Raw genomic sequence first — 25,835 nt, forward strand, 5'->3', positions numbered from 1 at the left:
CATGGACACCGCCGCTGCGCCAGGCTCCCCGCACGAGGGCTCAGCCCTGATCGCCGATCCCATCCACGAATACATCACCTTCACGGTGCCTTCCTCGCTTTCCGGTCCGACCGAGCGGACGGAAAAGGACCTCATTGATTCGCCCTGGATGCAGCGGCTGCGCTACATCTACCAGCTCCAGAGCGCGCGCTGGGTCTACCCGTCCGCCGAGCACAGCCGGTTTCAGCATTCCCTCGGCGTCATGCACGTGGCGGGGCGCTTCGCGCGCCACCTGTATCCGTTTCTGAAGCAGGCCGTCCCGGACGCTCCATCGGCCAACTATATCGAGGAGCTGCTCCGGGTCACCGCGTTGATCCACGATATCGGGCATGGGCCGTTCTGCCATTTCTTCGACGACAACTTCCTCAAAGCCTACAACCTCACCCACGAACGGCTCGGCCAGATCATCATTCGCGAGCACCTCGGCCCGATCATCCGGAAGATCCGGCGCAGCCCCTCCGGGCCCTTCGCCCGCGGAGAGGAGCTGGACCCCAACCAGATCGCGCACCTGATCCTGAAGGACAAGGGCAAGGACAACTCCCGGATCCCGCGCTGGCTCAACGCGCTCCAGCCGATTATCTCGGGCAGTTACACCGCGGACAACCTGGACTACGTCCTGCGCGATGCCTATATGTGCGGGGTGGCGGTCGGTCCGGTTGACCTGACGCGGCTGATCCACTACACCATCATCACGCCGGCGGGATTCACCATTCACAAGACCGGGCTCCCCGCGCTGCAGATGTTCTTGACCACCCGGATGTACCTCTACTCGAACGTGTACTATCACCGGACGACCCGGGCCATCGACATCCACCTCCGCGAGATCTTCGGGGACACGATGCGGGGCCTCTTCCCCTACGACCCCCGCAAAAAGATGGATCAATACCTGACGCTCACCGACTGGTCGCTGCTGGAGGAGGTCCGGGGCTGGGTCAAGGCCCGTCAGGCGACCCGGCGGAGGCTCGGCCAGGAATGGGCGCGGATCCTCGGCCGGGACGTGAAGTGGAAGATGGCCTACAGCACGGTGCTCAAGGAGAAGGGGCAGGAACGCGGGATGGATTTTCCGAGCCGCGAGCAGTTCGAGAAGCAGATCCGCAAGGAGCTGCCCAGCCGGCTCCAGCACCTGCCGTTCCGGGTGGACATGGCGCCCCTGGACCCGAGGCCCGATCCCAAGGACACCCGCGGCACCCCGCTCCTCGTCTACGACCCGAGCACCCGCAAGGTCTCGACCGAGCCGCTCGAAGAGTTCCTGGACCTCCTGCCCACACGCCTGATCCAGTTCCGAATCTACGCCCTCAACCACGAGGCGGACACGGAGCTGTCGCAGGCCGCCGCCGCCGTGCTCAACAAAGCGCCCGCCAGCATCGAGACGAACGTCTAGTTCTCCCGGGTAGCAGGCGGACGCTCCACGATATAGTTGGGATCCAGGCGCTGCTCCCAGACGCTCTGCTCCTGGTTGGCGCCCCATCCCCGCAGGTAAAGCGCGTCCAGCACCGGCTCCTTGCCGGCGCCGGGCGCGGGAGCCGCCGTCGCGTCGGCTACCCGGCCGACGACTGTCACCTGCGCCCAGGTGCGGTAGGTCTTGGGCAGGTTCTTCGAGGCCACGGCGACCCAGTAGTGGCCGGACTCGGACGGGAGCAGGGTCGCCGGTAGGTGGGGCACGTAATCGTCGTCGAGAGGGCGGTTCTTCATGTAGAGCCAGACGCGGTCGCCCTGCTCCTTGTGGCTTACCACCACGCCGCCCAGTATGACGACCTTGCCCCGGTAGGCCTCGGGCCGGTCGGCCAGCTTGGTCAGCGTGATCCCCGGCTCGGCCTGCTTGACATACTGGCTCGGGACCGCGTCGCAGGCGGCGACGAGCGTCGCGGCAACGATCAGGAGGCAGTCTCTCCAAGGCGGGAGCGTCGCCGTCAACTGGGACTGCGCGGGGAGGCAACGGTACCGGGGCTTACTCGCCAGCGACCCCGGTCTGAGCAGGCCCGCGGCCTTCATGGCGCGGCCGAGGCCTCCTCGGCGAAGGGAAGCTTGAGCAGGGCGTAGGGATCTACCCGGGCGCCGTTGACCCGAACCGCCCAATGCAAATGGGGGCCGGACACCCGACCCGACGCGCCGACCCGGCCGATCACCTGACCCCGCTTGACGGGCTCCCCTTCTCGCACCGCGATCTCGGACAGGTGGAAATACATCGAATACAGGCCGAGCCCGTGGTCGAGGTAGACGCCCTTGCCGGAGAAGAAGTGATCCACGGTCAGTCGGACGACGCCGTCGTTCGTCGCCACGACCTCGGCGCCGAGCGGCGCCGCGATGTCCTCCCCGTTGTGGGGGGTGCGCGGCTGGCCGTTGATGATGCGTGCCTGCCCGAACGACCCGGCCACCGGCCCATGCACCGGCTCGATGAAGGGGCCCCGCCAGAACCGCTCGCGGGAGATCTGGTCCAGCACCGTCCGCACTTGCTGCTGCTCGGCCTTCACGCGAACTAGGCTGTCCTGGTCCAGGTCCACCTTGTCCTTCGGCAGGGTCAGGCGCTGCACCGGGTACCGCTCCTTGATAACCAGGACGTTGTAGCTCAGGGTCCGGGTCCCCTCCGCGGTCTTCACGGCCACGGCCAGCTCGTGCGTGCCGGGGGCGTCTTCAAGATCAATCCCCAAGAGCCCCACGTAGCCTCCAGGCTTCTCCCGCGCGGATGCGGGAAAGAACGGGATCTCGCGCCCGAGGAAGCGCCCGGTGATCTCCGGCGACCGGGCCTCGGCCGGACCCGTCTCGACCGGCACGCGCACTAGCACGACCTGCCCCTGCTTCCCGCTAAACTGTCCGTCGGTGCCGCGCAGGTCGCGCGGCGGTCCCGGGAACAGCTCTACCGGAAACACGCTGGCCAGGAGCACGACCGCCATGATGGTCAGGCGATCGAAGCGACGCCGGCGCTCGAGGTCCGCTTGAAGCTCCGCACCCGTCATCGGTAGAACCGCAGCCCCGCCACTTGGGAGACCAGTTCCTCCACGCGCCGGTTGACCGCGCTGAAAGGATCCATGCAGAGAATGGTCTCCTCCCAGTAGCCGTTGAGCTTGAGATAGGTCCAGTCCACGGTGTAGGAGCGGTTTTTGGCCCGCGCAAACCGGATGAAATCCCCCCGGATCTTGGCTCGGGTCGTCTGAGGCGGCACGGACATCGCGCGCTGGATCGCTTCCTCGTCCACGATCCGCTCCGTCATGTCGTGGGCTTCCAGCAGGTAATACAGCCCGCGGGTCCGCTTCACGTCGTGATACTGGAGATCCATCAGGAAGACCCGCGGATCGTCCATCCCGCAGCCCTTCTTCTCGCTGTAGCGGTCGATGAGCCGCTTCTTCCCGACCCAGTCGATCTCGCGCGAGAGCTGCATCGGGTCCTCTTCCAGCCGATCCAAGACGGAGGCCCATTTCGCGAGCACGTCCGCCATCACCGGATCGTGCGGCTGGGCGCTGAGGTACTCCTGCGCCCGGTCCAGGTACACGCGCTGGATCTCGATCCCGCTCAGTTGCCGGCCGTCGTCCAGCTTGACCTTCTTCTTGAGCGTCGGATCGCGCGAGATCTCGCGGATGGCCTTCACGGGATCTTCCAGCTCGATGCCGCTGACGGTATAGCCGTCCTCGATCATCGAGAGCACGAGGGCCGCGATCCCCACCTTGAGGTACGTCGCGTACTCGGACATGTTGGAGTCGCCGACGATGATGTGCAGCCGGCGGTATTTCTCCGCGTCCGCGTGTGGCTCGTCCCGCGTGTTGATGATGCTGCGAGACGAGGTGGTCGAGGAGGAGGTCTTCTCGTGGATGTGCTGGGCGCGCTGGGAGATGAAGTACTGCGGCTTGCCGGAGACCTTGAGCACCTTGCCGGCGCCCGCGTAGATCTGGCGGGTGACGAAGAACGGGATGAGCTGCTCGGTCACTTTCCAGAAGTCCACGTCCCGCCGCATCAGGTAGTTCTCGTGGCAGCCGTACGTGTTGCCGAGCGAGTCGGTGTTGTTCTTGAAGATGTAGATCTCGCCGGACAACCCCTCCTCGCGCAGGCGCTCCTCGGCCGCCGGCAGGCAGGCCTCCAGGAGCCGTTCCCCCGCCTTGTCGTGCACGACGAGGTCGAGAATGTTGTCGCACTCGGGGGTGGAGTACTCAGGATGGCAGCCGGTGTCCTGGTAGAACCGCGCGCCGTTGACCAGGAAGGCGTTGGACGGCCAACTGTTGGGGATGAGGCCCTCGAAGATGTATCCGAGGACCTTCTCCATGGGCAGGTAGATCCGCCCGTTGGGGGAAAAGATCAGGCCGTACTCGTTTTCGAGACCGAAGATCCGCTGTCGCATCGGCAGCCCGCGAGCATGCCCTGAGCCCCCAGCATACACGCGGCGGCCAAATTCTTCAAGGATGGGTCGGCCTTGCGCGGCGCTCAGGCGAGGAGCTGGCGGGCTTCGGCCGGCGAGATCCGGCGGAACTTCCGCCCGACGCGCTTGCGGTCCAGGACGGCGACCTCCAGCCCTTCGAGCGGGAGCTTCTGGTTCGTCACGCCTTCCAGCGCCTCGGTGCAGAGCAGGAGAGCGGTCTTGAGCGGCGGGGCCTCGGTCTTGTACCGCTCCTTCAGGAAGACCTGCAGGGCCTCGGCCCGCCCACCGATGGCGGTAAAGCCCCGCTCGTCGAAGATGCTGCCGTCGAACGAGATGCGGTACAGCTCGTTGGGCCGTCCCGGCTCCCCGACCTGCGCGACCAGGATCTCGACCTCCAGCGGCTTCAGCTCCTGGCTGAAGATCGTCCCGAGGGTCTGCGAGTACCCGTTGGCGAGCGACCGGGCCGTCACGTCCTCCCGGCTGTACATGTACCCCTTCAGGTCGGCGTGGCGAATGCCGGCCTTCCGCAGGTTCTCGAATTCGCTGTACTTACCGGCACCGGAGAAGGCGATGCTGTCGTAGATTTCGGAGATCTTGTATAGGGAGGCGCTGGGGTTGTCGGCGACCAGCAGGACGCCATCTTCGTACTCCATCGCGATGATCGAACGGCCCTTGGCGATCCCCTTCTTGGCGTACTCCGCCTTGTCCTGCATCATCTGTTCGGGCGAGACATAGTAGGGCAACGCCATGGTCAGACCTCCTTCCGCCGCCCCTCGATCAGCTCGGCGTAGACGCCGGCGAGGCGCTGGTCGTCCACGTCCAGGATTCCGCGGGCGGTGACCAGCTTGGCGCTAGGATAGATACCCCGGACGAGATCCGGCCCGCCCGTCCCGGCGTCCTCGTCGGCCGCGTTGTAGAGCGCGAGCATGGCGAGGCGGACCGACTCCGGTTCGGTCAGATCTTTCCGGTAGTGCTCACGGATCGTGTTGCGCGCGTCCTTGCCTCCGGAGCCGATCGCGTGGTACTCGGACTCCTCGTACCGCCCCCCCGTGACGTCGTACTTGAAGATCCGGCCTTCGTTCCGCTTGAGGTCGAAGCCCGCGTAGATCGGGATCACGATGAGCCCCTGGAAGACCATCGGCAGGTTGGCCTTGACCATCTGGCCGAGCTTGTTCGCCTTCCCCTCGCAAGAGAGCTGGACGCCTTCCAGCTTCTCGTAGTGCTCGAGCTCTGTCCGGAACAGCCGGGCCAGCTCGATGCACGGGCCGGCGGCGCCGGCGATGGCCATCGCGGAGTGCTCGTCCACCTTGAACACCTTCTCCATCCGACGGCCCGCAATCTGGAAGCCCTCCGTCGCCCGCCGGTCTCCGGCGATGACGACCCCCTCGCGGTATTTGATCGCCAGCACCGTCGTCCCGTGCGCGAAGGCCGGTGCCCCCGTCCCGCGGCTCTCCTCGGGCGCACTTCCGAAGGACGCGCCCGGCCACCCGCGGCTGCCCGGGAGCAGATCGGGACGCTGCTGCAGCAGGTAGTCGAAGAAGCTCGATCCCCAGTCGTTAGAAGCGTCCAGTGGCACGGCCGATGCTCCCCTCTAGGAACCCGGTGGCGAGCGTCTGGGCTTGAGCGCCGCGTCGCGTGGGGCGGGGCGGCGCGGGTGGGAAACGGTCAGGCGGTCAACTTGGCAAGCAACGATTCCGCCGAGTCGGACCCTTCCAGCAGCTCACGCGTCAGCGACTCGCTCCCGCGCAACGGCTCCATTAACGGGATCTTCTTGATGGCGGTATTACCCACGTCCAGCAGCACTGAGGTCCAGCTCGCCGCGTAGACTTCCCGGGGGAACTTGGCCAGACAGCCGCCCCGGAAGTAGGCCCGCGTCCCGGTCGGCGCGTGGTGCAGCGCCCGCTCGATCTCGGCGTCCCGGACCAACCGCTCGATCATGTTGCTCCGCTCGAGCGTGTAGTACAGCCCCTTTTCGGGTCGGACGTCATGGTACTGCAGGTCCAGCAGCAGCACCCGCGGGTCGTTCCAGCCGCACCCCTTGCGGTCCATGTAGGACCGCATCATCTCGCGCTTGGCCACCCAATCCAGCTCGCGGATCAGCAGGACAGGGTCCCGCTCCAGCTTGTCGAGCGTCTCCTCCCAGCGCACGAGGACGTCCTTGGTCACCTGGCTAATCTCATGGCAGGCGTAGAACTCGATCGCGGTCTGCAGGTAGGCCCGCTGGATATCGATCGCCGACGTGACCCGGCCATCCGCTAGCTTCAGGGTACCCTTGAGGTCCACGTCGCGCGAGACTTCCTTGATCGCGTGCACCGGGTCCTCCAGCTCCAGGTCCGGCACCTCCCATCCGGCCTCGATCATGTCCAGCACGATCATGGCTGTGCCCACCTTCAGGTAGGTGGACAGCTCGGCCATGTTCGCGTCGCCCACGATGACGTGCAGCCGGCGGTACTTCGCAGGGTCGGCGTGCGGCTCGTCCCGGGTGTTGATGATGGGCCGCTTCACCATGGTGTTCAGGTCCACCAAGCACTCGAAGAAGTCGGCCCGCTGCGAGATCTGGTAGTCGGCCGGGCTGGTCTGGTTCTCCGCCCCCACCTTCCCGGCGCCGGCGTAAATCTGCCGGGTCACCAGGAACGGCAGGAGCCCGCGCACGAGCCGGTCGAAGGGCACGGCGCGCGAGACCAGGTAGTTCTCGTGGTAGCCGTAGCTGTTGCCCTTCCCGTCCGTGTTGTTCTTGTACAGGACGAACTTCTCCGCGCCGCGGGCGCGGGCCAGCGTGCGCAGGCAGTCCGCCATGATGCGCTCCCCGGCGCGCTCGAACGCCACCAGCTCGCGGGGGTTCGTGCACTCGGGAGTCGAATACTCAGGATGCGCTCCGTCCACATAGAGCCGCCCGCCGTTGACCAGCAGCTTGTTCAGGAGCCGGTTGTACTCCGGCCCGGGCTGCTCCCGCTCTCCCTCCACCTCGAATCCCCGGGCGTCCAGCAGCGGGTTCTCGTTCTCGTAATCCCAGATGGCCTGCGGAGCCGGCAGGGCGGGATACTGCCCGATCAACTGGAGCGAGTTGGAGACCGGATCCAGGGCCTCGGCGTCCCTGGCGGCGATCCCGAACTCGGTTTCTGTTCCCAGCACTCGCGGCACGGTGACCTTCCCGGTTGGCGACGCCACGGTCAGAAGTAGTGACCGGTGCCGATGGTCTCGATGCGGCGCGACTCGGTCGAGCCCGCCGTGATGGTCCGGACATGGATGATCTTCTCGCCCTTCTTGCCGGCGATCTTGGCCCAGTCGTCCGGGTTGGTGGTATTCGGCAGATCCTCGTGCTCCTTGAACTCCTCGCGGATCGCCCGCTGCAGATCCTCCAGCTTGATCCCCTTCTCCTGCCCGGCGATCGCCCGCTTGATCGCGTGCTTCTTCGCGCGGGAGACGATGCCCTCGATCAACGCGCCGCTCGCGAAGTCCTTGAAGTAGAGGATCTCCTTCTCGCCGTTGGCGTAGGTGACCTCGAGGAACTTGTTTTCCTCCGAGGTTGCGTACATGGCCTCCACCGTTCGGACCACCAGGTAGTCCACGAGCGCGCGCCGATCCCCGCCGTGCCGGGCGACCTCGTCGGCCGCGAAGGGCAGGTCCGGAGTCAGGTACTTCGAGAAGATGTCGCGGGCGGCGGCCTGGTCCGGACGCGAGATCTTGATCTTGACGTCCAACCGGCCTGCGCGGAGCACGGCCGGATCGATCAGGTCCTGCCGGTTACTGGCCCCGATCACGATCACGTTGCGGAGGCTCTCGACCCCGTCGATTTCCGACAGGAACTGCGGCACGATCGTGGACTCGATGTCCGAGGAGATTCCGCTGCCGCGCGTCCGGAAGAGGGCATCCATCTCATCGAAGAACACGATGACCGGGTTCCCCTCGGCGGCGCGCTCCTTGGCCTTCTTGAACACTTCCCGGATCTGCCGTTCGGACTCGCCGACGTATTTGTTGAGCAGCTCCGGGCCCTTGACGTGCAGGAAGAAGCTGCGCAGCTCCTTGCCCGTCAGATGGCCCAGCTTCTTGGCGATCGAGTTGGCGACCGCCTTGGCAATCAGGGTTTTCCCGCAACCGGGCGGCCCGTAGAGCAGGACGCCCTTGGGCGGGCTCAGCTTGTGCTCGGCGAACAGCTCCGGATACAGGAACGGCAGCTCCACCGCGTCGCGAACCTGCTCGATTTCCTTGTCCAGCCCGCCGATGTTCTCGTAGCTGACGTCCGGGACCTCCTCGAGGACCAGCTCCTCGGCCTCCGACTTCGGCAGCTTCTCGATCACGTAGCCGGAGCGCGGGTCGTACAGCAGGTGGTCGCCGACGCTCAGCTTCTCGCCCTTGAGCCGGTCGCCGAGCTCCGCCACCTTCTCCTCGTCGAGGTGCAGGGTCACGAGTGCGCGGTTGCCTTCGAGCAGGTCCTTCAGCCGGACCACCTCGCCCATGCCGCCGTACTCACGCGTCTCGATCACGTTGAAGGCCTCGTTCAGGATGACCTCCTGCCCCTTGCGCAGGTCCTTCGGCTTGATCGAAGGGTGGAGGTTGACCTTCATCTTCCGGCCGCCGACGTACACGTTGGCGGTGTGGTCGCTGTTCAGGCTGGAAAAAATCGCGTAGCTGGATGGAGGCGCGGTCAGCTTGTCCACCTCGACCCGGAGCGCCTCGATCTGCGCCTTCGCCTCCTGCAGCGCGGCGGTCAGGCGCTCGTTCTGCCGGGAGGCCTGCTCGAGCTGGTACCGTGAGTGATGCAACTGACGGAGCTCCTCTTCCATGGACTGGATCTGGACGCGGAGCTTCTCGACCTCGCGCGCGCTGTCGTCGTGTTTTCTCACGGCGTCTGCATCTCCGTCTGACAATCGTTCAGTGAGCTTCTTGACTGAATCCCGCAGGGAACTGAGCCGACTCGAGGGGCGTTTGGACTCGGCCATAGAACTCCTCTCCCCGCCGTCTCAGGATGACACCGCGAATCGGAGCGCAAACATGCGGGGATTCTATCATCGGCTCCGGGGGCGGTCAACAGTGGCTGGGAAAACGGCGCGCAAGATCGCGACGCGGTCGGGACGCGTCCGCTCAGCGGGCAGCGTCCAGCGCCTCGATCAGCCCGCGCGTCGCCGCCGCGACCTCCGGCGCGGAGAGGATCGCGGAGACGACGGCGATGCCGGCCGCACCGGCCTGCCGCACCTCGCGCACCCGCGCGACTGTGATCCCGCCGATCGCGAACACCGGCAAGCGGCACCGGCGGCTCGCCTCCTCGATCGGCTTGAGCCCGATCGGCGCGCCGTACGCCCGCTTGGAGGGCGTGTCGTAGACGGGCCCGAGCACCACGAAGTCGGCGCCCTCCGCCTCGGCCCGGACCACCTCCTCAGCCGAATGCGCGGACACGCCGATCAGCCGGTCCGGAGGCAGGAGGCGACGTGTAACGCGGACGGGCAGGCTGTCGGCCCGGAGATGCACGCCGTCCGCGCCAAGCGCCAGGACGAGATCCACCCGGTCGTTGACGAAGAGCCAGCCACCGTGCCTGCGCACGCAGCCGAGCGCCTCCTCGGCCAAGGTCAGCAGCTCGCGGGTCGGCAGGTCTTTCTCACGGAGTTGGACCGCCCGGAGGCCCGCGCCCAGTGCCTGGTGGAGGAGCGAAACCAGCGGCCGGCCGGCAGCCTGGTGGCGGTCGGTTACAAGGTAGAGAGGAAAGTCAATGCGGGGCATGTCGGCGTGATGGGTGACGGGTGAGAAGGAAGTAAGACCTGGACCGACCCGAGTCGCGGGACACGCACGCGGGCTCTCGACCGATCACTCATCACACGTCACCGGGGACCCGTTGCGCCGGGAATGCACCGGGTGCCCTCGTCACGGTTTCTAGAGCATGCCCTCGATCGGGCTGCTGGCGGTCGCGTACAGCTTCCGGGGAATACGGCCAGCCCGGTAGGCCAGGCGGCCCGCCTCCACGGCCCGCTTCATCGCCTCCGCCATCATGATGGGATCCTGGGCGCCGGCGATTGCCGTGTTCATCAGCACCGCGTCGCAACCGTACTCCATCGCGAGGGCGGCGTCCGACGCCGTCCCCACGCCGGCGTCCACGATGACCGGCACCTTGACCGTCTCGAGAATGATCCTGAGGTTGTATGGGTTCCGGATGCCGAGCCCCGAGCCGATAGGCGCGGCCAGCGGCATCACAGCCGGGCAGCCGACGTCCACCAGCTTCTGCGCCGTGACCGGGTCGTCGTTCGTGTAGGGCAGCACGAAGAAGCCTTCCTTGACTAAGATCTTCGCCGCCTCGATCAGCCCGACCACATCGGGGAAGAGGGTCCGCTCGTCCCCGATCACCTCCAGCTTGATCATGTCCGACACGCCGGCAGCCCGGGCCAGGCGCGCGTAGCGGAGCGCGTCCTCCACCGTGTAGCAGCCGGCCGTGTTGGGCAAGATCGTGTACTGCTTGGGGTCCAGGTAGTCGAGCAGGTTCTCCTTGCTCCGGTCCGTGATGTTCACGCGGCGGACCGCGACCGTGACGACGTCGGCACCGGCGGCGTCAACGGCCTTTTTCGTCTCGGCGAAGTCCTTGTACTTGCCCGTCCCGACCCACAGGCGCGACTTGAATTCGCGCCCTGCGATGACCAGGCGATCGTCGTTCATGTTCCGCCCCCGATGAAGCTGAGGATTTCGATCCGGTCCCCGTCCTGTAACCGGTGCCGGTGGAAGTCTCCCCGGTCCACGATCTCCAGGTTCACCTCGACCGCGACCCGCTCCGGGCGGACGTCCAGCTCCTGGAGCAGGTCAGCCACCGTCACCCCACCGGGAGCGGTCCGCGACTCCCCGTTGACCTGGATCCGGATGGTTCGAGCGCCCGTCTCCGTCATTGAGGCAACGCCCCATCCTAGGGGACGCTCCGACAGGTTGTCAACCAACGCAACCGGGGAGGAAGACCGTCCTGCCGCATGCCCAGCAGCGGCCCGCGCCGGGCAGCCGACTTGGCTCCCCGCCCATCCCGGTATAGTATATGAGGGAGCACCCATCACAGCCAGGGGGGCTCCATGACTGACAGAAATCGCGCGCTCGCGACGCTGTTCCAGGCGATCGCGGCCCACCTCGCTGCCCAGCAAGCCAATCCCTATCGCGTCCGGGCCTACCGGCGGGCGGCGGAATCCCTCGCCGGCCTTGCCGAGGACGTGAGTCAGGTGGCCGAACGCGGAGAACTGCAGCAGATTCCCGGCATCGGCAAGGACCTGGCGGCCAAGATCGAGGAGTATCTCAAGACTGGGACGATCCGCGCCTACGAGGAGCTCAAGCACCCCCTCCCCCCGGAGGTGGCAGCCTGGGCCACGCTGCCGGGACTGTCAGAAGGTGTGGTCCAGTACCTTTATTTTCGGCTGGGCCTGCGGACGCTGGATGATCTGGCAACGCTGGTCCGCTCGCATCTGCTGCGGACCCTGCCGGGCGTCACGGTTGCAGAAGACGAACTGCTTGCGGCCATCGTCGCGCGGCGTGGAGTCGAACCCGCGCCTTGACTTGCCGAAGCGCCTTTTGCTAGGGTCCCCGACCGGCCAGATTGCCTCGTCACAGGAAGGAGCATGCCCGCATGGCGGTGACAGCCTTTGTCCTGATCGATGTCGTCGGGGATCATACCCGTAGCGCCCACAAGACGATCACCCGGCTCGAGGGCGTGAAAGCGGTCTACACGGTTAGCGGGCCGCACGACCTAATCGTCCACGTCGAGTCGCCGTCCTTCGAGCACCTGACCGACCTCATCATCTCGCGCATCCGCGCCGTGGACGGCGTCACCAAGACCACCACCGCGATCGTGCTCCAAGCGTAAGGCGCCGCCGCCACCCGCGCGCGGGCTACAACGGCCGCAGCTCCTTGAAGATCTTCCAGGTCTTCAGCAGCTCGATCGCCTTCTGAAGCTGGATGTCCTCTTCGGCGGAAGGCTCGGCCCCCGGCTCGCCGGAAGGCGCCGGCCTCGCGGCACCCTCGTCGCCCGGCTTCGCGCCGCCCGGCGCCGTGCCCTCCTTCGGCTTGGCGCCCTTCGCCTCCGGCTCGCCAGCCTTGGCGACGACCACTGGCTGCGGCTTCACGACGATGTCCGGCGTGATGCCTGTGGACTGAATGGAGCGCCCCTTGGGCGTGTAGTATTTCGCCGTCGTGAGCCGCAGCCCGGACCCATCGGCCAGCGGGAGGATCGTCTGCACCGACCCCTTGCCAAAGGTCGTGGTCCCGACGATGACTGCGCGGCCCCAGTCCTGCAACGCCCCCGCGACGATCTCGGACGCGCTGGCCGACCCCTCGTTGACCAGCACAATCATCGGATAGTCGTCGGGTTGGTCCTTCTGGCGGGAGACGTACTCGTCCTTCCGGCCGTCGCGCCCCTTGATGTAGACGATGAGCTTGCCCGGCCCGATGAACTGCTCAGACACCTCCACCGCCGAGGTCAGGAGCCCGCCGGGATTGTTCCGCAGGTCGAGGATCGTGGCCTGAATCTTCTGCTCGCGGAACTGCCTGAGCACCTTGCTGAGATCCCGCCCGGTGGATTCCTGGAACTGGCTCAGCCGGATGTAGCCGATGGTGTTCTCCAACACCTTCGACTTCACGCTCTCGATCTTGATGACGTCCCGCACGAGCGTGAAGCTCAACGGCTCCGGCGTGCCGTCCCGCTGGACCGTCAAGCTGACTTTGGTGCCCTTGGGCCCGCGCATCCGCTGGACCGCCTCCATCAGCGTCATGTCCTTGGTCGGCTCGTCGTTGACCTTGATGATGAAGTCGCCCGCCTTGATCCCCGCCCGCTGCGCCGGCGTGCCTTCGATCGGCGCGATCACTGTGAGCCGGTTGTCCTTGATCCCGATCTGGATGCCGACGCCACCGAACTCGCCCTTGGTCTCGACCTGGATCTCCTTGTACATTTCCGGGGTCATGTAGGCCGAGTGGGGATCCAGCGTGGCGAGCATCCCCCGGATGGCCCCCTGGACCAGGTCCTTCGTCTTCGCTTCCTCGACGTAGTGCTTCTGGATCTGGGTGAGGACCTCCGAGAACGTCTTCAGCTCTTCGTATGTCTCGGTCGCGTGTCCGGTCCGCTCCCAGCCCTTGCCGATCAGGATCCCGAAGACCAGGACCACCATGATGACGGGACCCCAGTACCATGAACGCCGCTGGCCTTGGTGTTCCATAGCCGCCCAATTCCTTTCCTGACGGGATTGGTGAAAAAGGCCCTCCAACGGGGACACGCTTGGCGAGTTCTCGCGTCCTCAGGGCCTCAACGCCTCAACACGCAGTCCACCCTTTGCTCCGGGCAGAGCAACGAGCACCCTGGTGCGACCCCATCTTACCGCCGTTTGGCCAGCCACGCCAAGGGATCCACCGGCTCTGCCCCCTGGCGCAGCTCGAAGTAGAGCGTGCTGTCCCCGGTCAGCCCCGTGTCGCCGGTCTCCCCGATCACCTGGCCGGCCTGGACCAGGTCCCCGACCTTCGCCTGGAGCTTCGAGGCGTGGGCATAGAGGGAGAAGAACCCGTTGCCGTGGTCCAGGATGAGCACCAACCCGTAGCCCTTGAGCCAGTCGGCGAAGGCTACGTGGCCCGACATGACCGCCCGGATCGCGCTGCCCTCGTCGGTCCGGATCTCGATGCCCTTGCGCTCGACGTACGTGTCGAACTGGGGATGCTTCTGGCGCCCGAAGAACGAGACGACCTCGCCCTCGGCTGGCCAGGGCAGAGCGCCGCGCGCGGGGTGCAGCCCTTTGGGCTCGGCCGGCGGGCGGGCGGCGGCGGCCCGCCGCCGGTCCTCCAGGTCCTTGAGCAGCTTCCTGAGGAGCTGGTCCACACGGGCGGCGGACTTCTCGAGCTCCTCCACCGCGAGATCATAGGAGGCCTTCTCCCGGGTCAGCTTCGCGAGGAAGACGCGCTTCTGCTGCTTGGCTTCCTGGATCTCCGCCAGCGACCGCTCGACGCGCTGCTTGAACCCAAGCATCTCCTCACGAGCACGCGCCCGCTGCCGCTCGGCCTCCTCGAGCTCGATGAGGTCAATCCGGTAGCCTTTCATCAGGTCAAATTCGAGCTGGGAGACCGCCGACAGGTACTGGAACCGCCGCTGGAGGTCTGCCAGGCTCTGCGCAGCGAGCAGCGACTTCAGATGGCCCAATCGGCCTTCCATGTACTGCACCCGCAGCCGGGCGAGGATGGACCCCTTCCGTTCCGCCATGCGGGCCCGCATGGCGGCGATCCTGGCCGTGATCTCCTCGATTTCCTGGTCCTTCCGCTTGAGCTGCTGGTCAATCGCCTGGCGCTCCTGCCGGCTCCGCAGGAGCCGTTCGTCGAGGTCCTGGAGCGCCTGGAGCAAGGATTCGCGCTTCTTCTCCGCCTCTTCGGCGTGCTTCCGTTTTTCCTCGATCTCCCGATTGAGTTTCTCCAGCGCGCGGCGCTCCCGCTCGATCCGCTGGGTGATCGGCTCATCGCGGTCCTTGGCCGCCCAGGCTGGTTCGACGAGGCTTGCCCTAAGCCCCGTCGAAGGGCTCACCACAGGCGGCTCGACGATCAGGACGACGGCAACCGCGAGCATCCCTCCGAGCCCGATCGTCCGCATCATGGCCGCGCCCTTCCAAATTGCAGCAACGACACGAAGCTGCCCGCGAAGCCGACGAGGAGGCCGGCCGTCACCAGGACGGCCGACACGTGGAGCGGGAAGAATCCCAACGCGGACGTGATCCCGAGGAACTGCCCGGAGAGGCCGAGCTGGCCCGTGACGTATTCGAAGGCTCCACGCAGGAGCAGCACGGAGAGCAGACCGCCGGCCGTCCCGAGGAAGGCTCCCTCCAGGAGATAGGGAATCTTGATGAACGCGCCGGTGGCCCCGATCAGCCCCAGGATCTCGATTTCGTCGCGCCGCGCGTAGAGGGTCAAGCGGATTATGCTGGCGATGATCGTGACCGACGCCGCGGTCAGCAGGGCGCCGACGCCCATGGCCGCAAGCTCGAGGTACCCGATTATGGTCGTGAGGTTCTCGATCCACTCCCGGCTGTACTGGACCTGCTCCACCTCCGGCAACGCCTGGACCCGCTCCGCCCACCGCCTCACCGCGGCCGGGGACCGGAAAGCTGGCGCGAGGGTCACCTCCAGCGAGGCGGGCAGCGGATTCTCGCCCAGGCCCTGGAGCAGGGGCGCGTCCCCCGGAAACTCCCTGGTGAAATCCGCCAGGGCCTGCTCCTTGGAGACGTAGATGAGGGTCACTACCTCCGGCTGGCTCTTCAGCCGCCGCTGCAGGTCCGCGACCGCCTGGGGCGCGAGCCCCTCGCGCAGGTACACGATGACTCGGATGTCCTCCTGGAGGGAGCGCACGAGTCCCTTCAGGTTGAGGTAGAGCAGCAGGAAGACGCCGAAGCAGGCCAGCGTGAAAGCCGTCGTCGCGACCGCGATCAGAGTCGTGGTCCTGTTCAACCGGACGTTCGTCAGCGCCTCTCGGAGGAGATAGCCCAGCCGCCTCACGCGCCGTTCCCTTCATCGGAGACCAGCCGACCCTGGTTGAGCGTGACCACCCGCCGGTTGACCTGCTCCGACACCTGGCGGTTGTGGGTCGCCAGCATGACCGTCGTCCCGCGCGTGTTGATCGCCTTGAACAGCTCGATGATCTCACGGGTCAGGTCCGCGTCCAGGTTACCCGTTGGCTCGTCCGCAAGCAGGATGATCGGGCCGGTCACAATCGCCCGGGCGATGCAGACGCGTTGCTGCTCGCCCGCCGACAGCATCAACGGCTTGCTGTCCCGCTTGTGCTCGACGCCCACACCCTTGAGCGCCTCCAGCACCCGCCGCCGGACCTCAACTGCCGAGACGCCCTGAACAAGGAGTGGCAAGGCGACGTTCTCGAACACGGTCTTCTTCGGGAGAAGCCGAAAGTCCTGGAAGACAAACCCCATCGTCCGCCGCAGGTAGGGGATATCGGATGACCGCAGCCGGGCGATGTTGCGGCCCTGGACCAAAATCTGTCCCTCATCCGGTTGCTCGGCGCAGAAGAGGAGCTTCAGCAGGGTCGTCTTGCCCGCCCCGCTCGGCCCCATGAGCAGCACGAACTCACCTTTCGCGATCTGGAGATTGATGTCGAGGAGCGCCGGCTTGCGATCATAGTATTTGGAGACATGGAAGAGTTGAATCATGACGAAAACTGGGCGAGGGGCATGAGGTGAGAGGCCCCTCTCGCCCCGTGCCTTTACCATCTCAGATCGTCTTCCGGCACCTGGAACGCGTTCTCGATGTGCTCCAGGCGGTCCGGCCAGGCCACCGCTCCGTGGCAGAGTACCACATCGAAGCGGCAGGGCTGGTTTTGGAGCCGCCGCTGCGCCAGGTACTGGGCAGCCAGCCGGATGAGCCTAGTGCGCTTCCGGCCGTCCACCGCGTACCGGGCGCCGCCAAACGCGGCGCTACGCCGGGCTTTCACCTCGACGAAGACGAGCACGCCGGCCGCCTCGGCGACGAGATCGATCTCGCCGCCAGGCAGTCGCAGGTTGCGCGCCAGAATCCGGTAGCCCTTGCCCCGCAGCAGCCGCTCCGCCTCCGCCTCGGCGGCCGGCCCGAGCGCGCGCGGCTCACCCATCCGCGCGCTCCGTCCCCTGCGCCGCCCCGTTTCGGCAGAACGCGCGGACAGGCCCGAAACTTCGCCGGTGCAACGCGCAGGGACCGTGGGCGGCCAGCAGGCTCAGGTGCTCGGGCGTGGGATAGCCCTTGTGCAGGTGGAAGTTGTACTGGGGATAGCGCCGGTGGTGCTGGGCCATGATCCGGTCCCGGGTAACCTTCGCCACGATCGAAGCGGCCGCGATCGCGACGGACAGGCCGTCGCCCTTCACGATCGCCCGTTGGGGCACCGGCACGGCGGGGAGGGACACCGCGTCAATGAGCAGGAAGTCGGGACGCGGACTCAGCGCCGCGATCGCCCGCGCCATGGCCAGCCGGGTTGCCCCCAGGATGTTCAGCGCGTCAATCTCGCGCGCCGTGGCGCAGCCGACGCCGACGCCCAGGGCCCGGTCGAGGATGGCCTCGTACAGCCGCTCCCGCTCTGGCTCGGCCACCTGCTTGGAGTCGTCCAGCCCGGGGAGCCAGCATCGTCGAGGCAGGATCACGGCCGCGGCGACGACCGGTCCGGCGAGCGGGCCCCGCCCGGCCTCATCCACCCCGGCCACCAGGCGATACCCGCGGCTCCGTGCTTCCCTCTCGAAGAGGTCGGTGGGCTCCACTCGCATCGGAAGCAAATAGCAAGCAGCGAATTGCTGGCAGCACTGAGCTCTCCGCTGTTTGCTGTTGGCCCTTTGTTCGTTCAGCCTTTGCCGGCCGCCACCGCATCGGTCGCCGCCTCGACGGCTTCCGCCGGCTTCCCCTCCGCGGTAGCGCCCGCCCTGGACTCCGGCGAAAACTCCCGCTCGCTCACCTTGGCTGTCTTGCCCTTCTTGTGGCGCAGGTAGTAGAGCTTCGCGCGGCGCACCTTGCCGTGCCGCACCACGTCCACCCGCGTCACCGTCGGGGAATGGATCGGGAAGATGCGCTCTACCCCGACGCCGTAGGAGATCTTCCGGACCGTGAACGTCTCGCTGTTCCGCGCGCCCTTGCGGGCGATAACGAGTCCCTCGAACACCTGGATCCGTTCCTTTTCACCCTCGACGACCTTCACGTGCACCCGCACCGTATCCCCGATCTCGAAGGCCGGGATCGTCTTCTTCACCAACGATCGTTGGATGCGCTCCAACCGGTTCATGTGATTACCCCTCCTCCCCGCACTGCACTGTCGTGTTCTCCGCGCTCTCGCGGATAACTTCATCCAACAATCGCCGCTCCTCCTCGGTCAGGAGCCGCCCCTCCAGCAGGTCCGGACGCTTCAGGTACGTGTTCCGCAGCGCTTCCTTCCGGCGCCAGAGCCGGATGGCCTCGTGGTTCCCGGAGAGGAGCACGGCCGGCACGGTCAGGCCGCGCACTTCCGGCGGGCGCGTGTATTGCGGATAGTCCAGGAGCCGCTCGGCGAACGACTCGTACCGGGCGGAGTCCGGATCGCCCAGCACGCCCGGGATCAGCCGCACGGCGGCGTCCACCATGACGAGCGCTGGCAGCTCGCCTCCCGTCAGCACGTAATCGCCGATCGAGATTTCCTCGGGGGCCAGGCCCAGTCGCACCCGCTCGTCCATGCCTTCGTAATGCCCGCAGAGGAAGACGAGCCGGCGCGGCTCCTGCGCGAGAGCCTCGGCCGTCGCCTGCGTGAACGGCTTCCCTTGCGGCGACGGGAGGATCAGTCGAAGACCCGCTGGGCCGCCGGCCTCCTCCGCTTTGAGCGCATCCACTGCGCGGAAGATCGGTTCCGCCTTCATGACCATCCCGGCCCCGCCGCCGTAGGGTGCGTCGTCCGCCACCTGATGCCGGTCCAGGGTGTAGTCGCGCAGGTTCCGCACGCGGACCCGCAGCAGCCCTTTGTCCTGGGCCCGCTTCAACATGCTCTGCTGCAGCACGGGGAGGACCATCTCGGGGAACAGCGTCAGGATCTCGCACCGCATCGCGATCACCCCTGCATCGCTCGCACCGGCGCCTCGTCGTCCAGGAGCCCTTCCAGCCGCCGGATCGTCATCGTCCGCCGGGCCAGGTCCACGGCGGCCACGACCTGCTTCGCGGCAGGCACCAGGATCTCGCGATCGTCCCGTCTAACCGCGAACACATGATGCGCGCCCGTCTCCCAGATCTCTTCCAGCGTGCCAAGCACCATCCCGGTCTCGTCCTGGACCGTCAGCCCGATCAGTTGAAACTCGTAGTACTGGCCGTCCGGCAGGGGGGGCGCCTCGCCCTTCGGAATCTTGAGCAGGCCGCCCCGCCAGGCCGCCGCCTGCTCGGGCGAGGTGACCGCCTCCAGCCCCACCACGTAGGTTCCGGGTGCGCGCTTGTCCGCGCGCACCCGCTGCACCGCCGTGACCAGGGTGCGTCCCGTCGGCGCCTCGATCGTAACCCGCCGGAGACGCTCGAACCGCCCCGGGACGTCGCTGAGCGATCGGACCCACACGTCCCCGCGCACCCCGAAGGGCTTGAGGATCTGCCCGATGGCGATCAGCTCGGTCGAGTCCCCCACTGACGTCCTCGCAAGGCCCAGGTCAAAAGACAAAAGGTCACTGTTGGCACGCCGCCCATCTTCACTCTTCACTTTTTACTTGCGCCGCGCGCATCTCCTCGAACTGCTTGAGGACTCCGGCCCGCTTCAGCACCGTCCGGACCGTGACCGTCGGCTGCGCGCCCTTCTTCAACCAGTCGAGCACCCGCTCCGGCTTTAGCTCGGCCGCCGCCGGATTCTTCAGCGGGTCATAGGTGCCCAGCACCTCCAGAAATCGCCCGTCGCGCGGCATCCGGGAATCCGCCGCCACCAACCGGTAAAAGGGCCGCTTGTGCCGGCCGGCCCGCGCCAAACGCAAACGCACTGCCACGTGAACCTCCCTCTCCCAAAGAAGCCGTCAGCTTTCAGCCATCAGCCTTCAGCTTCGGATTCCGGCCTGAGTGTTCCTCATCAAAGCTGACAGCTCACGGCTGATGGCTGGCAGCTTGTCCTCCCTCACAATGACCGCAGAAGCTGCGCGAGGTGCCGTTTCGCCCCGCCCCCCGACAGGACCTTCACCATCTTCCGCGCAGCCAGGAACTGCTTGAGCACGCGGTTCACGTCCTGCACGCTTGTCCCGCTGCCCCGTGCAATCCGCTTCTTCCGGCTCCCATTGATGATCGTGTGGTCCCGGCGTTCCTTCGGAGTCATGGAATCAATGATCGCCGCAACCCGCTTGAGATCCTTCTCGGGCGCTTCCCCCCGCACCATCCCCTGAAGCTTCTGGCCGCCCGGCAGCATCCCGAGGATTTGCTCCATCGAGCCCACCCGGCTCACCTGCCCGAGCTGTTCGCGGAAATCCTCCAACGTCAGGCTTCGCGAAGCCAGCCGCTGCTGGAGCGCCTGCGCCTGCTCGCGCGAATAGGTCTCCTGCGCCTTCTCGATGAGCGAGAGGACATCGCCCATCCCTAGGATGCGCGAGGCCATACGGTCCGGATGGAAGGGCTCCAGGGCGTCCAACTTCTCGCCGACGCCGAGGAACTTGACGGGCTTGCCCGTGACGGCGCGGATGGACAGGACGGCCCCGCCCCGCGCGTCGCCCTCCACTTTCGTCAGGATCACCCCGGTCAGCCCGACCCGCTGCTCGAAGTGCTCCGCCATGGTGACAGCGTCCTGGCCGGTCATAGCGTCCGCCACCAGGAGCACCTCGTGCGGCTCGACTGCACGCTTGACCTCCGCCATCTCCCCCATCAACTCATCGTCAATGTGGAGACGCCCCCCAGTGTCCAGGACCACCAGATCGTAGCCTTGGTCGCGCCCCCGCGCGACCCCCTCGACGCAGACGCGCACGACGTCCGCCCTGGCGGCACCGGGGCTCGCGGAGCGGTGCACCGGCACGTCGAGGTCCGCACCCAGACTGGCGAGTTGATCGCCCGCTGCTGGCCGGCGCGGATCGGCGGCCACCAGCAGCACCCGCTTCCCCTGGGTCTTAAACAGGCGCGCCAGCTTCCCGCAGGTCGTCGTCTTGCCGGCTCCCTGCAGGCCGACCATCATCACGATCGTCGGGGGGACGGAGGCTAGGGCCAAGCGGGCCTGTTCCTGCCCCATCAAAGCACACAGCTCCTCCCAGACGATCTTGACGACCTGATGCCCGGGGGTCAGGCTCTGCAACACCGCCTGGCCGACTGCCTTCTGGCGAACGCGCTCGACGAACTCCTTGACGATCTTGAAATTGACGTCCGCCTCCAGCAGCGCCAGGCGGACCTCCTTGAGCGCCTCCGCGATGTTCTGCTCGGTCAACACCCCGTGGCCGCGGAGCCGCTTCAGGATCCGTTCGAACTTCTCGTTCAAGGCATCAAACATCGTCTGCTCGCGACTGGAAGCGTGCCGGAGAATCCTGAGGAAAGAATGCGGGGGGCCTGCCCTGCGCGTCCGGGCCCCAGAGCCTGCCTGCGGAAATCAGCTCACGCTGTCGCCCGGGCCTCGATTCGGCCGGAAGCCTCAATGAGTTGGAAAAATCAGCAAAAAGACCATCGCGGAGTGTACAGAATGCCGCGACCAAAAGTCAATGGTTTGTAGGGCGTCTTCGGCGCGTGCCACGCCCCAACGATCACCCGCGCCAGAGTCGCCTTGTCAGTCTCCTCCCCGCCCCGCACCCGCCTCCCGGCCAGTGACGCCCGCGGAGCCGATCCCCGGACCCATCTCCTTGACTTCCCGGTTCCATTCCGCTATCGTGCCCCGCAATTTCCCCTAGCCCAGGGAACGGAAGAGACCCATGCGGAAGTCGCCGTGGATGTTGCTCCTGTTCGTCCTGCTCGGGGGGCTGCTGGGCGGGCTCCTCGGGGAAATCCTCAGGGCGATGGCGCCGGGCGGCACGATTCAAGCGATCTTCTCCGAAGCGGTCACGCCGGGCCTCAATCCGCCCGTGACCGTGGACCTCGTCCTCCTCAAGCTGACCTTCGGGTTCACGGTCAAGATGAACCTGTTGACCTTCCTGGGCATCTTCCTGGGCATCTATCTCTACAAGCAAGCGTAATTCGTCATGGGTCATTCGTCACGCGCAAAGCGTCACGGGCTGCTCTTGACAAATGACTGACTGACAAGGAACGCATGACGTGTCACGACCGATGTCTCACGTCGCGGCTTCGAGCTGTCTGAGCTTCAGCGCGCGAATCCGATCCCGCAGCTCCGCCGCCCGCTCGAACTCCAACACCTTGGCCGCCGCCTTCATTTCCTCTTCCAGCTTCCGGATCGTCTGCTCCAGGGTCTCCGCCTCGCCGTCGCGCGTCCCCGGCTCAGCCGCCACCTCAAGCTGCACATAGTCCAGCTCGGCGAGCTTGTACTCCAGCTCGGGAATCCCCTTTCTGATCCCCTCGGGCGTAATGCCGTGCGCCGCGTTGTACTCGGCCTGAATGACCCGGCGCCGGCGCGTCTCCTCGATCGCCAGCCGCATCGAGTCGGTCACGACGTCGCCGTAGAGGATCACGCGTCCCTCCACGTGCCGGGCAGCGCGGCCCGCCGTCTGGATCAACGACCGGTGCGACCGCAGATAGCCCTCCTTGTCGGCGTCGAGAATGGCCACCAGGCTGACCTCCGGGATGTCCAGTCCTTCCCGCAGCAGGTTGATCCCCACCAGCACGTCGAATACCCCGCGCCGCAGGTCGCGGACGATCTCCGCCCGCTCCAGCGTCTTGATGTCCGAGTGGAGGTACCGGACCCGGACGCCCAATTCATGGAAATACTCGGTCAGGTCCTCCGCCATCCGCTTCGTCAGGGTCGTCACCAGCACTCGATTCCCGCGCGCCGCCTCCTGCCGGACTTCGCCCAGGAGGTCGTCCACCTGCCCGCGCGCCGGCCGCACCTCGATCTCGGGGTCCATCAGGCCCGTCGGGCGGATGATCTGCTCCACCACCTCACCCTCCGCGTGCTCCAGCTCGTAGGGCCCCGGCGTCGCCGAGACGTAGACCACTTGATTGATGCACCGCTCGAACTCCGCGAAGGTCAGCGGGCGGTTGTCGAAGGCGGAGGGCAGGCGGAAGCCGTACTCGACCAGGCTCTTCTTCCGCGAATGATCGCCCTCGTACATGCCCTGCACCTGCGGGATCGTCGCGTGGGACTCGTCCACGATCATCAGGAAGTCCTTCGGGAAGTAGTCCAGCAGCGTCGGCGGCGGCTCGCCGGGTGCCCGCCCGCTCAGGTGCCGCGAATAGTTCTCGATCCCGTGGCAGTAACCCATCGCGCGGATCATCTCCAGGTCGAAGCGCGTCCGCTGCTCGATCCGCTGGGCTTCGAGGAGCTTGCCGTGCCGCTTGAACCAGGCGATACGCTCCTCCAGTTCCTCCTCGATCCCGTTCAGAGCCCGCTCGTAGCGGTCCGGCGCGATCAGGTAGTGCGTGTTCGGGTAGATCGGCACCTTGGGCAGCCGGGCCAGTGACTTGCCCGTCAGCGGATCAATTTCGTGGATCGCGTCCACCACGTCGCCGAACAGCTCGACCCGCACCGACACGGCGTCGGAGGAGGCGGGGAAGATCTCGATCACGTCTCCGCGCGCCCGGAAGGTGCCGCGGTGGAAGTCCGTGTCGTTCCGGGCATACTGGATCTCGACCAGCTTGGCGAGGATCTGCTCACGTCGGATCTCCATCCCCTCCTCCAGGTAGAGCAGCATCCCATGATAGACCTCCGGCGAGCCCAGGCCGTAGATACAGGAGACCGAGGCGACGATGACGATGTCGTTCCGCTCGAAGAGCGATCGGGTCGCCGAGTGCCGCATCTGGTCAATCGCGTCGTTGATCGAGGCGTCCTTGGCGATATAGGTGTCGGTCTGCGGAATGTAGGCCTCGGGCTGGTAGTAATCATAGTAGCTGACGAAGTACTCGACCGCGTTGTGCGGGAAGAACTGCCGGAACTCCTGGTAGAGCTGCGCAGCGAGCGTCTTGTTGTGGACGAGGACGAGCGTCGGTTTCTGCACCCGCTCGATCAGGTTGGCCATCGTGAAGGTCTTGCCCGAGCCGGTGACCCCGAGCAGGACCTGGTGCCGCTTGCCGGCCTCGACCCCGGCCGCCAGCTTCTCGATGGCCTGACCCTGGTCGCCGCAGGGCTTGAACGGCGCCACCAGCTTGAACCGATTCGTCGCGGGCATGCCCAGACTCCGGCGGTCATCTTAACACAGCGAAGCCCTTGCCCTCAGCCAGCCTCCTCCGGCCGTCAGCCTGCGCCAGTTGGCAACGACGGCAGAAACACCTCAAGGGCTGGCGGTTCAGCGACGGCGCCACCTGATCCGTGAAGATCGCGGGCGGCGACCCAGTTGGTCATTGATGCCAGTATCGCCGTCAAGTGGTTTCTGCCCAAGCCCCATGCCGAAGCCGCCCGGAGAGCCCTGGACAAACGGCATGACCTCATGGCCCCTGTGATCTGGGTGGAAGTGGGTAATGCCATCTGAAAACGGTGGCAGCGCGGAGAGGTGAGCCAGGAGGCTATACTGCTCCACTGAGCGAGTGGACCCGTGCGAGAGTGAGTGGGAAGGAGTCACCACACTCAACGAAGGAGGGGTCCAGATGAAGGGGCGCACCTGGACGGCAGAGGAAACACTGGCCAGTGTCTTGGAAGGGATCAAAGGGACCAAGCCGGTGGCCGAGCTGTGCCGGGAGCATCAGATCGCTCAGACCCCGTCCGACCAGTGGCGGGATCGGTTCCTGGAAGGCGGGAAGCGGGCCTTGACCAACGGGCTCCCCGCCAGTGAGGAGACGCGGACGCGAGAGAGCGAGCAGCGCCAGCGGCTCATCGGCCAGCAGGCCGTCGCCATCGAGCTGGTAAAACAACCGACGAGCCGGTCGGGAGGCGGTGAGGCTGGTGGAGGCCTGGCCCCACGCGGGCTGGACGGTGGCGGCGGCCTGCCGGCTGGTGGGGTTCAGTCGGAGTGGGTACTACGTCGCGCGGCAAGCGCGCCCCGATTCGGGGCCGGCTCTGGATCCCTCGGACCAGGCGCTGCTGGGACGCATCCGTGCGGTTGCCGAGGCTCATCCCTTCTGGGGCGTCCCGGCGGGTGTGGGCCTGGCGGCGGGATCGGGAAAGCCTCCAGGTCAATAAGAAGCGGGTGGACTCGGCTGATGCGGGAAGCTGGCTTGACGGTCAAGCGGGGCTCCATGTGGCGCCCCGAACGCCGAAGGCAAACCCACAGGCGACCCAGCCGCGGCAGTCCTGGGGGATCGACAGGACGACGTGCCTGATCCCCGCCCTGGGCTGGGCCTATCTGGTTGTGGTCCTGGACTGGTACACGAAGAAGATCGTGGGCTGGAACCTGGCCCTGCGCCGTCGCCGACAGGAGTGGGAGGCAGCCCTGGCCCGGGCGGTCCAGGCCGAATTCCCGAATGGGGTCCGGGGGGCCGGCTTGAAGCTGGTCTCCGACACCGGGAGCCACCCGACGGCGACCGGCTTCATGGCGGCCATGAGCTTGTTGGGGATCGAGCAGGTCTTCACCAGCTCTGACAACCCCAAGGGGAATGCCGAGACCGAGCGGCTGATGCGGCGATCAAAGAGGAGATGCTCTGGCTGCGGGAGTTCACGAATCTGGAAGAGGCGCGGGCGGCGATCCGCCACTGGATCACGGTGGAGGACAACGAGCGCGACGTCCACTCGAGCCTGGGGGACCAGAGCCCGCTCGAGTTCGAAGCGGCGCTCAGCGCGCAGGAGGCCGCGCAGGCCGCTGCGGAGGATGACTCACTCTCAGCACCCTATAAAGGGTCTTGACAAACGGGGAGCATTACAAATTCGATGTCTTCGTCACTGCCGACAAGACGCTCCGTTACCAGCAGAACTTGACAGGCCGGAGGTTGGCCATCGTTGTCTTGCCGACCAATCAGGTTCCTACGGTGATTGCCCTCCTACCCACGATCGAACCAGGCTGTGACAACCATTCAG

General features: G+C 66.3%; 28 protein-coding genes and 1 pseudogene. 7 read left to right on the forward strand and 22 right to left on the reverse strand.

The window, feature by feature from the left end; all coding sequences use genetic code 11:
• Position 1: 1 nt before the first annotated feature.
• Positions 2-1,420, forward strand: coding sequence for an HD domain-containing protein (locus ACWHYQ_RS17075; protein ID WP_447973310.1), 1,419 nt, complete (start codon positions 2-4; stop codon positions 1,418-1,420).
• Here the strand turns inward: ACWHYQ_RS17075 and ACWHYQ_RS17080 are convergent.
• The 10 genes from ACWHYQ_RS17080 to thiS form a co-directional block, all read right to left on the reverse strand.
• The gene (locus tag ACWHYQ_RS17080; RefSeq protein ID WP_447973311.1) at positions 1,417-2,031 is read right to left on the reverse strand and encodes a Slp family lipoprotein; all 615 of its coding nucleotides are present in this window, start codon (positions 2,029-2,031) and stop codon (positions 1,417-1,419) included. The two genes, ACWHYQ_RS17075 and ACWHYQ_RS17080, sit on opposite strands and share 4 nt — an antisense overlap.
• On the reverse strand, positions 2,028-2,993 hold the full coding sequence (locus ACWHYQ_RS17085) for a M23 family metallopeptidase (RefSeq protein WP_447973312.1): 966 nt from the start codon (positions 2,991-2,993) through the stop codon (positions 2,028-2,030). The genes ACWHYQ_RS17080 and ACWHYQ_RS17085 overlap by 4 nt, the downstream gene beginning before the upstream one ends.
• Positions 2,990-4,366 carry a Pup--protein ligase gene (pafA, locus tag ACWHYQ_RS17090; protein ID WP_447973313.1) on the reverse strand — a complete coding sequence of 459 codons (1,377 nt, stop codon included), beginning with the start codon at positions 4,364-4,366 and terminating at the stop codon, positions 2,990-2,992. The genes ACWHYQ_RS17085 and pafA overlap by 4 nt, the downstream gene beginning before the upstream one ends.
• Before the next feature lie 83 nt (positions 4,367-4,449).
• Complete coding sequence (gene prcA, locus ACWHYQ_RS17095) at positions 4,450-5,133, reverse strand: proteasome subunit alpha (protein ID WP_447973314.1); 684 nt, start codon at positions 5,131-5,133, stop codon at positions 4,450-4,452.
• A 2-nt stretch (positions 5,134-5,135) separates the two neighbouring features.
• Positions 5,136-5,960, reverse strand: a complete 825-nt coding sequence (gene prcB / locus ACWHYQ_RS17100) for a proteasome subunit beta (protein ID WP_447973315.1) — start codon at positions 5,958-5,960, stop codon at positions 5,136-5,138.
• An 89-nt stretch (positions 5,961-6,049) separates the two neighbouring features.
• Complete coding sequence (dop, locus tag ACWHYQ_RS17105) at positions 6,050-7,525, reverse strand: depupylase/deamidase Dop (RefSeq protein WP_447973316.1); 1,476 nt, start codon at positions 7,523-7,525, stop codon at positions 6,050-6,052.
• 29 nt (positions 7,526-7,554) lie between these two features.
• On the reverse strand, positions 7,555-9,324 hold the full coding sequence (arc, locus tag ACWHYQ_RS17110; RefSeq protein WP_447973317.1) for a proteasome ATPase: 1,770 nt from the start codon (positions 9,322-9,324) through the stop codon (positions 7,555-7,557).
• A gap of 142 nt (positions 9,325-9,466) precedes the next feature.
• Positions 9,467-10,099, reverse strand: a complete 633-nt coding sequence (thiE, locus tag ACWHYQ_RS17115; RefSeq protein WP_447973318.1) for a thiamine phosphate synthase — start codon at positions 10,097-10,099, stop codon at positions 9,467-9,469.
• Between the two features lie 150 nt (positions 10,100-10,249).
• Positions 10,250-11,023: a thiazole synthase gene (locus tag ACWHYQ_RS17120; RefSeq protein WP_447973319.1), complete on the reverse strand. Its 774-nt coding sequence runs from the start codon at positions 11,021-11,023 to the stop codon at positions 10,250-10,252.
• Entirely contained in the window at positions 11,020-11,247 is a 228-nt protein-coding gene (gene thiS, locus ACWHYQ_RS17125) for a sulfur carrier protein ThiS (RefSeq protein ID WP_447973320.1), read from the reverse strand. The genes ACWHYQ_RS17120 and thiS overlap by 4 nt, the downstream gene beginning before the upstream one ends.
• Before the next feature lie 174 nt (positions 11,248-11,421).
• Here thiS and ACWHYQ_RS17130 point away from each other — a divergent pair, with 174 nt between their 5' ends.
• Both ACWHYQ_RS17130 and ACWHYQ_RS17135 read left to right on the forward strand, forming a co-directional pair.
• The gene (locus ACWHYQ_RS17130) at positions 11,422-11,895 is read left to right on the forward strand and encodes a helix-hairpin-helix domain-containing protein (RefSeq protein ID WP_447973321.1); all 474 of its coding nucleotides are present in this window, start codon (positions 11,422-11,424) and stop codon (positions 11,893-11,895) included.
• A 71-nt stretch (positions 11,896-11,966) separates the two neighbouring features.
• Positions 11,967-12,203 (forward strand): Lrp/AsnC family transcriptional regulator, encoded by a 237-nt coding sequence (locus ACWHYQ_RS17135; protein WP_447973322.1) that lies wholly within the window; start codon positions 11,967-11,969, stop codon positions 12,201-12,203.
• A 25-nt stretch (positions 12,204-12,228) separates the two neighbouring features.
• On the opposite strand, the gene ACWHYQ_RS17140 is transcribed toward ACWHYQ_RS17135, so the two are convergent.
• From ACWHYQ_RS17140 to ffh, 11 genes are all read right to left on the reverse strand, one after another.
• On the reverse strand, positions 12,229-13,548 hold the full coding sequence (locus ACWHYQ_RS17140; protein WP_447973323.1) for a S41 family peptidase: 1,320 nt from the start codon (positions 13,546-13,548) through the stop codon (positions 12,229-12,231).
• A 155-nt stretch (positions 13,549-13,703) separates the two neighbouring features.
• On the reverse strand, positions 13,704-14,960 hold the full coding sequence (locus ACWHYQ_RS17145; RefSeq protein WP_447973324.1) for a murein hydrolase activator EnvC family protein: 1,257 nt from the start codon (positions 14,958-14,960) through the stop codon (positions 13,704-13,706).
• Positions 14,957-15,856 carry a cell division protein FtsX gene (locus ACWHYQ_RS17150; protein WP_447973325.1) on the reverse strand — a complete coding sequence of 300 codons (900 nt, stop codon included), beginning with the start codon at positions 15,854-15,856 and terminating at the stop codon, positions 14,957-14,959. The genes ACWHYQ_RS17145 and ACWHYQ_RS17150 overlap by 4 nt, the downstream gene beginning before the upstream one ends.
• Positions 15,853-16,521, reverse strand: coding sequence for a cell division ATP-binding protein FtsE (ftsE, locus tag ACWHYQ_RS17155; protein WP_447973326.1), 669 nt, complete (start codon positions 16,519-16,521; stop codon positions 15,853-15,855). Before ftsE ends, ACWHYQ_RS17150 begins: the two co-directional genes overlap by 4 nt.
• A 53-nt stretch (positions 16,522-16,574) precedes the next feature.
• Positions 16,575-16,958 carry a YraN family protein gene (locus ACWHYQ_RS17160; protein ID WP_447973327.1) on the reverse strand — a complete coding sequence of 128 codons (384 nt, stop codon included), beginning with the start codon at positions 16,956-16,958 and terminating at the stop codon, positions 16,575-16,577.
• Positions 16,951-17,679: a ribonuclease HII gene (locus tag ACWHYQ_RS17165; protein WP_447975584.1), complete on the reverse strand. Its 729-nt coding sequence runs from the start codon at positions 17,677-17,679 to the stop codon at positions 16,951-16,953. The genes ACWHYQ_RS17160 and ACWHYQ_RS17165 overlap by 8 nt, the downstream gene beginning before the upstream one ends.
• Positions 17,676-18,110, reverse strand: a complete 435-nt coding sequence (gene rplS, locus ACWHYQ_RS17170) for a 50S ribosomal protein L19 (RefSeq protein ID WP_447973328.1) — start codon at positions 18,108-18,110, stop codon at positions 17,676-17,678. The genes ACWHYQ_RS17165 and rplS overlap by 4 nt, the downstream gene beginning before the upstream one ends.
• A gap of 4 nt (positions 18,111-18,114) precedes the next feature.
• Complete coding sequence (gene trmD, locus ACWHYQ_RS17175; protein WP_447973329.1) at positions 18,115-18,897, reverse strand: tRNA (guanosine(37)-N1)-methyltransferase TrmD; 783 nt, start codon at positions 18,895-18,897, stop codon at positions 18,115-18,117.
• Positions 18,898-18,902: 5 nt separating this feature from the next.
• Entirely contained in the window at positions 18,903-19,460 is a 558-nt protein-coding gene (rimM, locus tag ACWHYQ_RS17180) for a ribosome maturation factor RimM (RefSeq protein WP_447973330.1), read from the reverse strand.
• Between the two features lie 61 nt (positions 19,461-19,521).
• Positions 19,522-19,809, reverse strand: coding sequence for a 30S ribosomal protein S16 (gene rpsP, locus ACWHYQ_RS17185; RefSeq protein WP_447973331.1), 288 nt, complete (start codon positions 19,807-19,809; stop codon positions 19,522-19,524).
• A 125-nt stretch (positions 19,810-19,934) separates the two neighbouring features.
• Positions 19,935-21,281, reverse strand: coding sequence for a signal recognition particle protein (ffh, locus tag ACWHYQ_RS17190; RefSeq protein ID WP_447973332.1), 1,347 nt, complete (start codon positions 21,279-21,281; stop codon positions 19,935-19,937).
• Between the two features lie 412 nt (positions 21,282-21,693).
• Between ffh and ACWHYQ_RS17195 the strand changes: the two genes are divergently transcribed.
• Entirely contained in the window at positions 21,694-21,954 is a 261-nt protein-coding gene (locus tag ACWHYQ_RS17195; RefSeq protein ID WP_447973333.1) for a DUF4321 domain-containing protein, read from the forward strand.
• A gap of 96 nt (positions 21,955-22,050) precedes the next feature.
• Here the strand turns inward: ACWHYQ_RS17195 and uvrB are convergent, their stop codons facing one another.
• A complete protein-coding gene (uvrB, locus tag ACWHYQ_RS17200; RefSeq protein ID WP_447973334.1) occupies positions 22,051-24,057 on the reverse strand; it encodes an excinuclease ABC subunit UvrB in 2,007 nt (668 codons plus the stop codon).
• Positions 24,058-24,758: 701 nt separating this feature from the next.
• Here uvrB and ACWHYQ_RS17205 point away from each other — a divergent pair.
• The 3 genes and pseudogenes from ACWHYQ_RS17205 to ACWHYQ_RS17215 all read left to right on the forward strand — a co-directional run bounded on the left by ACWHYQ_RS17205 (position 24,759) and on the right by ACWHYQ_RS17215 (position 25,664).
• A complete protein-coding gene (locus ACWHYQ_RS17205; RefSeq protein WP_447972342.1) occupies positions 24,759-25,004 on the forward strand; it encodes a hypothetical protein in 246 nt (81 codons plus the stop codon).
• A 58-nt stretch (positions 25,005-25,062) separates the two neighbouring features.
• Positions 25,063-25,398 (forward strand): annotated as a pseudogene (locus ACWHYQ_RS17210) (DDE-type integrase/transposase/recombinase); the annotation flags it as partial.
• Positions 25,399-25,457: 59 nt separating this feature from the next.
• Positions 25,458-25,664 (forward strand): hypothetical protein, encoded by a 207-nt coding sequence (locus tag ACWHYQ_RS17215; protein WP_447975619.1) that lies wholly within the window; start codon positions 25,458-25,460, stop codon positions 25,662-25,664.
• The last annotated feature ends 171 nt before the right edge of the window (positions 25,665-25,835 follow it).

Source organism: Nitrospira sp. Kam-Ns4a (assembly GCF_965152595.1).